General features: G+C 29.7%; 9 protein-coding genes. 8 read left to right on the top strand and 1 reads right to left on the bottom strand.

Annotated features, from left to right (window positions below; genetic code table 11):
- Positions 1 to 103: 103 nt before the first annotated feature.
- Entirely contained in the window at positions 104 to 406 is a 303-nt protein-coding gene (gene cutA / locus CQA44_RS03910; RefSeq protein WP_115545971.1) for a divalent-cation tolerance protein CutA, read from the top strand.
- Here the strand turns inward: cutA and CQA44_RS03905 are convergent.
- Positions 403 to 903: a DNA-deoxyinosine glycosylase gene (locus CQA44_RS03905; protein WP_115545970.1), complete on the bottom strand. Its 501-nt coding sequence runs from the start codon at positions 901 to 903 to the stop codon at positions 403 to 405. The genes cutA and CQA44_RS03905 overlap by 4 nt on opposite strands.
- 246 nt (positions 904 to 1,149) lie before the next feature.
- Here CQA44_RS03905 and CQA44_RS03900 point away from each other — a divergent pair, with 246 nt between their 5' ends.
- From CQA44_RS03900 to fdhD, 7 genes are all read left to right on the top strand, one after another.
- The gene (locus CQA44_RS03900; protein WP_115545969.1) at positions 1,150 to 2,601 is read left to right on the top strand and encodes a 4Fe-4S binding protein; all 1,452 of its coding nucleotides are present in this window, start codon (positions 1,150 to 1,152) and stop codon (positions 2,599 to 2,601) included.
- 2 nt (positions 2,602 to 2,603) lie between these two features.
- Positions 2,604 to 3,239, top strand: a complete 636-nt coding sequence (locus tag CQA44_RS03895; protein WP_115545968.1) for a hypothetical protein — start codon at positions 2,604 to 2,606, stop codon at positions 3,237 to 3,239.
- A gap of 70 nt (positions 3,240 to 3,309) precedes the next feature.
- Positions 3,310 to 3,501: a twin-arginine translocation signal domain-containing protein gene (locus CQA44_RS03890; RefSeq protein WP_115545967.1), complete on the top strand. Its 192-nt coding sequence runs from the start codon at positions 3,310 to 3,312 to the stop codon at positions 3,499 to 3,501.
- 15 nt (positions 3,502 to 3,516) lie between these two features.
- On the top strand, positions 3,517 to 6,318 hold the full coding sequence (locus tag CQA44_RS03885; protein ID WP_115545966.1) for a formate dehydrogenase subunit alpha: 2,802 nt from the start codon (positions 3,517 to 3,519) through the stop codon (positions 6,316 to 6,318).
- An 11-nt stretch (positions 6,319 to 6,329) separates the two neighbouring features.
- Positions 6,330 to 6,962 carry a formate dehydrogenase FDH3 subunit beta gene (gene fdh3B, locus CQA44_RS03880; RefSeq protein ID WP_115545965.1) on the top strand — a complete coding sequence of 211 codons (633 nt, stop codon included), beginning with the start codon at positions 6,330 to 6,332 and terminating at the stop codon, positions 6,960 to 6,962.
- A 2-nt stretch (positions 6,963 to 6,964) separates the two neighbouring features.
- On the top strand, positions 6,965 to 8,023 hold the full coding sequence (locus CQA44_RS03875; protein WP_115545964.1) for a formate dehydrogenase subunit gamma: 1,059 nt from the start codon (positions 6,965 to 6,967) through the stop codon (positions 8,021 to 8,023).
- Positions 8,024 to 8,809, top strand: a complete 786-nt coding sequence (gene fdhD, locus CQA44_RS03870) for a formate dehydrogenase accessory sulfurtransferase FdhD (protein WP_258864889.1) — start codon at positions 8,024 to 8,026, stop codon at positions 8,807 to 8,809.
- Positions 8,810 to 8,815 lie beyond the last annotated feature (6 nt).

The following is an 8,815-nucleotide window of genomic DNA, read 5'->3' as shown; positions in this document are numbered from 1 at the left end:
TAATTATGCAACCTTCAAAAACTTATGAGAGTTTTTGGCAAGAGAAAAGTAATAAAGAAAAATAATTAAGTAATAAATTATGAAAGAAAGTAGGGAAAAGTTAATGTATATTGTCATAACTACAACTAATAATATAGATAATGCTAGAAAACTAAGTAAAGTTTTGCTTAAAAAAAGGCTTGCAGCCTGCATCCAGCAAAGTAAAATTAAAAGTTACTATATATGGCAGAATAAAAATATAAAAGATAAAGAAATTTTATTAATCCTAAAAACAAAAAAGAATAAATTAAAAGATATAAAAAAGATTTTTAAAAAATATCATAACTATAAAGTTCCTGAATTTATAAGCATAAAAATAGATAATGTAAGTAGTTCTTACCTAAAATGGCTTAAAGACACTATCTAATCTAAGTATTGTTTGATAATGCTCCATTTAACAACTAAATCTTTTAGCTTATATCTTGCGTTTGCTGAGCTGCTTGAAGGAAGTGTAAATATGTCTATAAAATATTGCTTAGTTAGATGTGGATAAAATCTAATAAGAATCTTATTAGATATAATCCCATTGCAAAATATTGCTTTTATATTTGGCAAAATTGGTTCTAAATTGTTTGGAGTGATGTTCTTAAGGCTATCATCTTTTGAGTCTAAAATCTCACATTTATATATAATATCCCATAATGCAATTTTATTAGTTAGTAAAAATAAAGTTTTGGATTCTATTGTCAGAAGTTTAGAATAACAAAAAATTTCTTCTAAAATATTCCAAAAACGATTTTTAGGATTACCATAATAAAATTCTACATTCCTAGATATAACAGAGGGAAATGAACCCAAAATCAATATTTTAGAATTATTATCATAGATTGGCAAAAATGGATGAATTAGTCTCTTATCTCCCATGAAATATCCTTATTTATAAAAAAATAATTTTATCATTTTATAAATTATTTTTTAGAGAATTTAAAATATATTTAAATTAGCATTATATATATTATTATATAATGCTGTTAGGCTAGTTTTTAAGCATTAAAAAAAGTTACTTAAAGTAAAATTATTGATTAAAATTATATGTTGCAAATATTTTTAAAAATTAAACTTTAGTTACAATTTATTTACATTTCATTAATTTAAATTTAAGTAGGGAAAATGGCTAATTCTTACATATATAACACAATAAAAGAGCTAAAAGAAATATTAAATAATGATTTAAGTATGAATTATGAGAGTGATATTTGCATTGATAATTCATTACTTGTAGTAGGAGATAGTGCCTTAAAAGATGAGTTTATAAAAGAGGCTAAAGATAAGTTTAGTATAGAATCCGTTAGTTATATTGATAGCTTTAGTGGAAATTTAGGTAGTTTTAATGTAAAAATAAATGAAGAGATTCTTAATACCTCTCAAATTGTCTTTTTTAATAAATTTGATATTTATAAACCACAACTTGGAATTACTTTTGCAAATGAATATGAAAGTAGAGATTCTTTAATTTTAGAATTAGAAAATTTAATAGGAGAGTTTAGCTACGAAAATACAATACTTTATAGTAAAGATAAATGTCAATATCATCATAGAGATAAAAATGAATTCTCATACTGCAAGTCCTGTGTGGAAGTTTGCCCAAATATGTCAATTAGCTCTAATGATGAAAAAAGGGAATTAATATTTTCAAATATTGATTGTATTTTATGCGGTAAATGCGTAGCAGTATGCCCTAGTGGTGCAATGGAAAAAACAAATACCTCACTTTATAATCTAAATAAAGCCATAAAATTATATAAAAATAAAATAATTCTAATATGTAATAATAACAATTTAGAAGAAGAGGTTGATAAAATACTAGCAACTTCAAGAAAAGACATACTTCCACTTCCTTTGCCAAATATAAATATGTTAAATGAGGTGTATCTTCTATCTATACTGCAAGAAAGTGCAAATGTATGTGTAATAAGTGGAAATATAGAATCTCTATTAAAAGAAAGTATAGATTTTATAAATTATTTATATATAAAATTATTTAATAAAAAAGCTATTTTTAGCAATATAGATGATATTTTAAAGCTATCTTCTACTACTTTAGAACACTATAGCTATGAAGTAGATAGAGATGAATTTAGTAGAGAAATATTTTCTAATCGCTTAAAATACTTTATAAAGGATAAAAATTTTGGAGTAATAGAAAATACAAAATCAATCCTTTATACAAATCTAACAATCAACCAAGATATTTGCACACTATGTATGTCCTGTGTAGAATCTTGTAATACAAAAGCATTAATTAATTCAAAAGATAATTTCTCTCTTTTATTAAACCCATCTATTTGCACTGCTTGTGGGTATTGTGTAGATAATTGTCCTGAAAAGTGCATAGAGATGCCATTACAAGGTGTAGAGTTAAAAGAAAACTTCTTTACTTATAACACTATAGCAAAAGATGAGCCTTTTAAATGCGTAGAGTGTGGTAAGGTATTTGCAAGTATGAAGTCCATTGCTAAAGTAAAATCAATGATAGCACCTCTTTTTGGTAATGACAATGTAAGAAAAAGAACTTTAGAGTGTTGCAGTGATTGTAAAGTTAAAGTAATGTTTAAGGCTTAATTATGTTAAAGAAAAAAGAAAACTCAAATTCAAATATAAATGATGCAAGAATCTTATATTATGATTTCTTTGCTGGATTATTTATTTATGATTTACTAGATTACAGAAGTGAATTATTATTAGAACAAATTAAAATTCTAAAACAAATTGAAGAAGATGAAAAAAAAGAGCATTTTAGTATCATAGAATCTAGTATAAAAGAATATAGCACAAAAAACCTACTACTTGAATATACTAATCTTTTTATGCTGCCTTTTAATACAAATATTAATACAAAAAAAGTTAATGATAAAGAAGAAAGTAATGCAGCTATGCTTTATTTATCATATTATTTAGATGGTAGTATTGCAGGGGTTGGTTTAAGTATAGCTAAAGAGAAAGTTAAAAAAAGTAAAATTAGACTAAATGATGTTAGTTTTAAAGAAAATGAAGAACATTTTGGATTCTTATTGTTATTTTGTAAAAAACTACTACAAAATAAAGAATTTTCTTTACAAAAAGAGGTTTTAAAAGAGTGTTTATATCCAATGTATAATAATATATGTAAAAGTTTAGAACAACTCGGAGAGGAATATTTATACTATCATATTTCAATTATATTAAAAGAGTTTTTAGACTTTGAGAGTTCGGTAGGTTAAATTGACTAGAGTTTTTATAAAAAGGAAGATTCTAGTGGGTTTAACCCAAAACATTTAAGAAGGATGAAACATGAATCCACGGCGAAAATTTCTAAAAACTACTGCTAAAGCAGGTGCTATAACAGCGGTTGCTGGAATAGCCATTAGTGCTTGTTCTTCAAATAAATCCAGCACTAAAATAACTAGAGGAAAGAGTAAAAAAGAAGAGGTTTTATACCAAAAAAGCCCATATTGGGAAGCATACTATAAAGTAGCACATTAAAAATAAGGAGGATGTATGAGCAACAATAGACGAACTTTCTTGAAGCTTTCTTTGCTTGGTTCTATGGCAGGCGTAGGTCAAGTTTTAGGTAGTGATGATACAAGAGTATTAAGAGATGCTACAACAAAAGAATTAAAAGAGAATTTTCCAAATTCTAAAAAAATAAAAACTATATGCACACATTGTTCTGTTGGTTGTGGAATTATAGCTGAAGTTGTAGATGGAACTTGGGTAAGACAAGAAGTTGCACAAGACCACCCTGTTTCACAAGGAGGGCATTGTTGTAAAGGTGCAGATATGATTGATAGAGTAAGAAGTGCTACTCGCCTTAGATACCCTATTGAAAAAGTAAATGGAGTTTGGCAAAAAACTACTTGGGATAACTCTATGGATAAAATTGCTAAAAAGTTAAGTGAAGTTAGAGAAAAATATGGTCCTGATAGTGTTATGTTTATTGGTAGTGCAAAAGTTAGCAATGAACAAAGCTATTATATTAGAAAATTTACTGCATTTTTTGGAACAAACAATATAGATCATCAAGCTAGAGTTTGACATTCCCCAACAGTCGCTGGTGTGGCGAATACTTTTGGATATGGTGGAATGACAAACCATATAGCTGATATGATGTTCTCTAAGTTTATATTAATAATTGGAGCAAATCCTGCTGTAAATCACCCTGTATCAATGGTGCATATTTTAAGGGCAAAAGAAGCTGGAGCTAAGATTGTATGTGTTGATCCTCATTTTAGCAAAACTGCAGCAAAAGCAAATGAATATGTAAGAATTAGAAGTGGAACTGATGTAGCTCTTGTCTATGGAATGATAAATGTCATTGTAAAAAATAACTTATATGATAAAAAATACCTACAAGAGAGAGTGTATGGTTATGAAGAAATATTTAAAGAAGCACAAAAATATCCACCAGAGCTTGTAGCAGACATAACAGGCATTCCTTCTGATACAATAATAAGACTTGCAAAAGAAATGGCAAAAGCAAAACCTGCAAGCCTAATTTGGAATCAGGGACTAACACAACATACCGTTGGAACAAACAATACTAGAATAATGCCAATCTTACAAATGATATTAGGCAATATAGGCAAAAGAGGTGGTGGTGTAAATATATTAAGAGGGCACGACAATGTTCAAGGTGCAAGTGATATGAACAATCTATCAGATTCTCTTCCGGGATATTATGGCTTAGGAGAAGGTCCTTGGAGACATTTTTGCAAACATTGGTATGTAGATTATGAATGGATGAAAAGTAGATTTAAAAGTAAGGAAATGATGGAAAAAACAGGATATGCTTTATCTACTTGGAGATTTGGTGTATTAGATGAGGAAAACTATGCAAATAACGGAGATACCCAAATTAAAGCAATGATTGTAATTGGTAATGGAATCTCAACTACTACATTGCTAGATAAAACAAAAGAAGCACTAGATAAACTTGAATTATTAGTTTTCATTGACCCTTATGTTAATGATGTAGCTGTAATAACTGATAGAAAAGATAACCTATTCTTACTTCCTGCTGCTTCACAAATGGAAACAAGTGGTTCTGTGGCTTCTACAAATAGAGGCTATCAATGGAGATATCAAGTAATTAAACCTATGTTTGAGTGTAGAGAAGACCACGAGATACTATTTGATTTAGCAGAAAGACTTGGTTTTAAAGAAAAATATCAAAGAGCTTTATATGAAAATGCTAAGAAAGATGGACGAACTGAATTTATTTGGCCTGATGATGCAACAACAGAAATGGCACAAAGTATTAGAAGCATAGGATTACAAGGACTTAGTGCAAAAAGATTAAAAGAGCATTGTGATAATTGGCATATGTTTGATAGCATTACACTTGAGGGAAAAGGTCCTATGAAAGGGCAATATTATGCACTACCTTGGCCTTGCTGGAGTGAAAAACATCCTGGAACTCCAATAATGTATGCTGATGATATACCTGTTATGAAAGGTGGTATGGGCTTTAGAGTTAATTGGGGGCTAAATGCACCAGATGGAACTAATATGTTAAGCAATAGAGGGCTTCCAAATTCTAAAATTAAAGGACATCCTGCAATTAGTGCTGAAAATATAGAAGATGTGCTTGGAATAAAATTAACTAAAGAAGAAAAAGAGATTGTAAAAGGCACAACTTTTGCCACTGATAACAGCAATATATTAGTTTCTAAAGCATTAGAAGCAGGAATATGCCCTTATGGCAATGGAAAAGCTAGAATGATAGTTTGGAATTGGTATGACAAGATTCCAATACATAGAGAACCTCTACATAGCTTTAGGAATGATTTAATTGATAAATACCCAAGTTTCCCAGATAAAAAAGATAACTTTAGAGCAAATATAAAATATATTTCAAGACAAAAAGAAAAAGATTGGAAAAGTGAATTCCCGCTCAATATGCTAACAGGAAGGCTAGTGGCACATATGGGAACAGGAACAGAAACTAGAAGTGCGAAATACTTAGCTGAAGTGCAAGGCGAAATGTTTGTTGAAATTCACCCTGATACAGCATTAAACCTTGGTATTAGAGATGGAGATATGGTATGGGTTCATGGAACATCATACACTAAGATTCTAGTTAAAGCTAGACATTCTTATCGTGTAAATGAAGATTGTGTATTCTTGCCACAAAATTTCTCTGGAGTATATTCTGGTAAAAGCCTACTTGATTTATACCCTGAAGGAACTAAACCTTATGCAATAGGTGAAGCTGCAAGTTTAGTAACTAGTTATGGATTTGATTATAATACTGCTTGTCCAGAGACAAAATGCGGTCTATGCAGAATTGAAAAAGCTTAAAGGAGGATTAAATGAGTGAAACTACATTAGGGGGCTTTAACGCCCAAAACCACGCTAGAATTAAATTCTATTGCGATGAGCTTAGATGTATAGACTGCCACGGCTGTGATGTAGCCTGTAAAGAAGCACATCACTTACCTGTTGGAGTAAATAGAAGAAGAGTTATATCTATAAATGATGGCATTGTAGGAAAAGAAAAATCTATCTCGATTGCTTGTATGCACTGCTCTGATGCACCATGTGCACAAGTATGTCCTGTTGATTGCTTTTATATTAGGGCTGATGGAATTGTCTTACACGATAAAAAGACCTGCATAGGATGTGGATACTGCCTATATGCCTGTCCTTTTGGAGCACCACAATTTCCAAAATCAGATGTATTTGGTTCTCGTGGGGCTATGGATAAATGCACATTCTGTGCTGGAGGACCTGAAGAAACACACAGCAAAGAAGAATATGATTTATATGGGCAAAATAGAATTGCTGAAGGAAAAGTCCCTGCATGTGCTGCAATGTGTTCTACAAAAGCATTAATAGCTGGTAATAGCGATGAGGTAAGCACTATTATTAGAACTAGAGTTTTTAAAAAAGGGCAAAATGCTAACACTTCATCATATATGTGGAGTGCGGCATATAAGGAATAAAAATGAAATTAATAAAATTAATATTAATAGCTTTTTTATGTCTATCGTGGGTAAAAGCTTTAGATTATGTTGCTTTAGATTCTTCTTTAGAAGAATCTAAAGGGATTCATATAGAAGATGATTCTAAAGATAGAGAAAACTTTAATAAAGTTAATAAGCATATATATGGTAAAAATCAAATTGAAGCAATTAAAAATTGGGGGATTGATACAATCAGTGCAGGTGTATCACTAGGAAATAATCTAAACTTTGAAGGTGGCAGTATTGATCCTATGACAAGTGGAGAAAAAATCAAAGGAATAAGAGGCTTAAATGGTTTAGGAGAATTATTTACAATATTACAAAATAAATACTTTAGTCTAGTATTTTTTATTTTAATTATAATCGTGCCACTAGCATTTTTTGGACATTTTATAATAGTAGGACAAAGGAAATTTAACCACCATCAAAAACTACAAGTTTTTTCAAAATTTAACATTATAGTGCATTGGGGTGCTGCCATACCATTTGTATTAATATGCTTAACGGGGCTTATTATGGTATTTGGTTCATATCTTGGAGGTGGTATTTTTGTAAGACTTGCAAGAGATTTGCACGGATTAGCAACAATTATATTTATTATATTTGGCTTAATGATGTTTTCAATGTGGTTTAAGGAAGCATTGTTTAAAAAATATGATATTGATTGGTTTAAAATAATGGGAGGATACCTAAGCCAAGAAAATAAACCTATACCTGCTGGCAAGTTTAATGCTGGACAAAAAATGTGGTTTTGGATAGCTACACTTGGTGGCGGTGCTATGGCACTCACAGGGGCAGTTATGTTCTTTCAATGTGCTGATATAAATACTTTGCGTTTAATGGCAATACTTCATAACTTAATTGGTTTTATGATAATTGCTATGTTAATTACTCATATTTATATGAGTTTATTTGCAATAGAGGGAGCAATAGAATCTATCATAAATGGTAAAATGGGCGAAGAAGAATTGTCTATTTTACATAGCATTTACTATAAAGAATTAGTTGATTCTAAAAAAATAGATAGTATGAGAGTTTAATTGCTGTTAAATAAATTTACTATACAAGTCCCAATTGCAAAAATAAATAATGATGATATTATCATCAAAAATGATATTATCATCAAAGAAGAAAGAGTTAGCTTTTACCTAAATGGCAATAAAATAATTTCTACAATGTGTCTTCCAAACGAGCAGGATTTCCACATAGTAGGTTTTTTGATGAATGAAGGAGTTTTAGAATCTATTGATGATATAAATTCTATTAAAATCTCAAAAGATGGTTTAAGCGTTTATTTAAATGCGAAAATAAATGAAGATAATATATCGAACTTATACTATGAAAAAACCCTTACATCTGGCTGTTGTGTTGGTGTGAGTGCTAATTTTGAAGGAAAAATTGTAGAAAAGTTTATATCATCCAAAATTAGTTTTAGTATCGATAAAATAAAATCTATTATAGAAGAATTTGATTATAATAGTAAGCTTTTTAATCTCACAGGTTGCGTACATAAAGTAGCTATTATTTGTGATAATAAAAAGTTTATAAGTGAAGATATAGGGAGACATAATGCTGTTGATAAGGCAATAGGAAAGGCAAGGTTAAAAAAAGCTAATCTAAATAATGCCATTCTAATTGTAAGTGGAAGACTCTCAATGGAAATGGTAATAAAATGTGCTATGAGTGATATTCCTGTGGTAATATCAAGAGCTGCAACTACTGCCCTAGGAGTAAAAAGTGCCCAAAAATTAGGTATTACATTAATTGGTTTTGCTAGAAATGGGAATTTTAATATATATACACATAAAAGCAGAATCTTAACTTAAAAATTG

The organism is Helicobacter sp. MIT 14-3879 (assembly GCF_003364125.1).
Note: the sequence above shows the minus strand (reverse complement) of the source record. Positions and strands in the feature narration are given on the sequence as shown.

Excerpts from the sequence above, each read along its gene's own strand:
- CQA44_RS03875 (WP_115545964.1), top strand. The coding sequence starts at position 6,965 with ATGAAATTAATAAAATTAATATTAATAGCTTTTTTATGTCTATCGTGG.
- CQA44_RS03890 (WP_115545967.1), top strand. The coding sequence starts at position 3,310 with ATGAATCCACGGCGAAAATTTCTAAAAACTACTGCTAAAGCAGGTGCT.
- cutA (WP_115545971.1), top strand. The coding sequence starts at position 104 with ATGTATATTGTCATAACTACAACTAATAATATAGATAATGCTAGAAAA.
- CQA44_RS03905 (WP_115545970.1), bottom strand. The coding sequence starts at position 903 with ATGGGAGATAAGAGACTAATTCATCCATTTTTGCCAATCTATGATAAT.
- CQA44_RS03900 (WP_115545969.1), top strand. The coding sequence starts at position 1,150 with ATGGCTAATTCTTACATATATAACACAATAAAAGAGCTAAAAGAAATA.
- fdh3B (WP_115545965.1), top strand. The coding sequence starts at position 6,330 with ATGAGTGAAACTACATTAGGGGGCTTTAACGCCCAAAACCACGCTAGA.
- CQA44_RS03895 (WP_115545968.1), top strand. The coding sequence starts at position 2,604 with ATGTTAAAGAAAAAAGAAAACTCAAATTCAAATATAAATGATGCAAGA.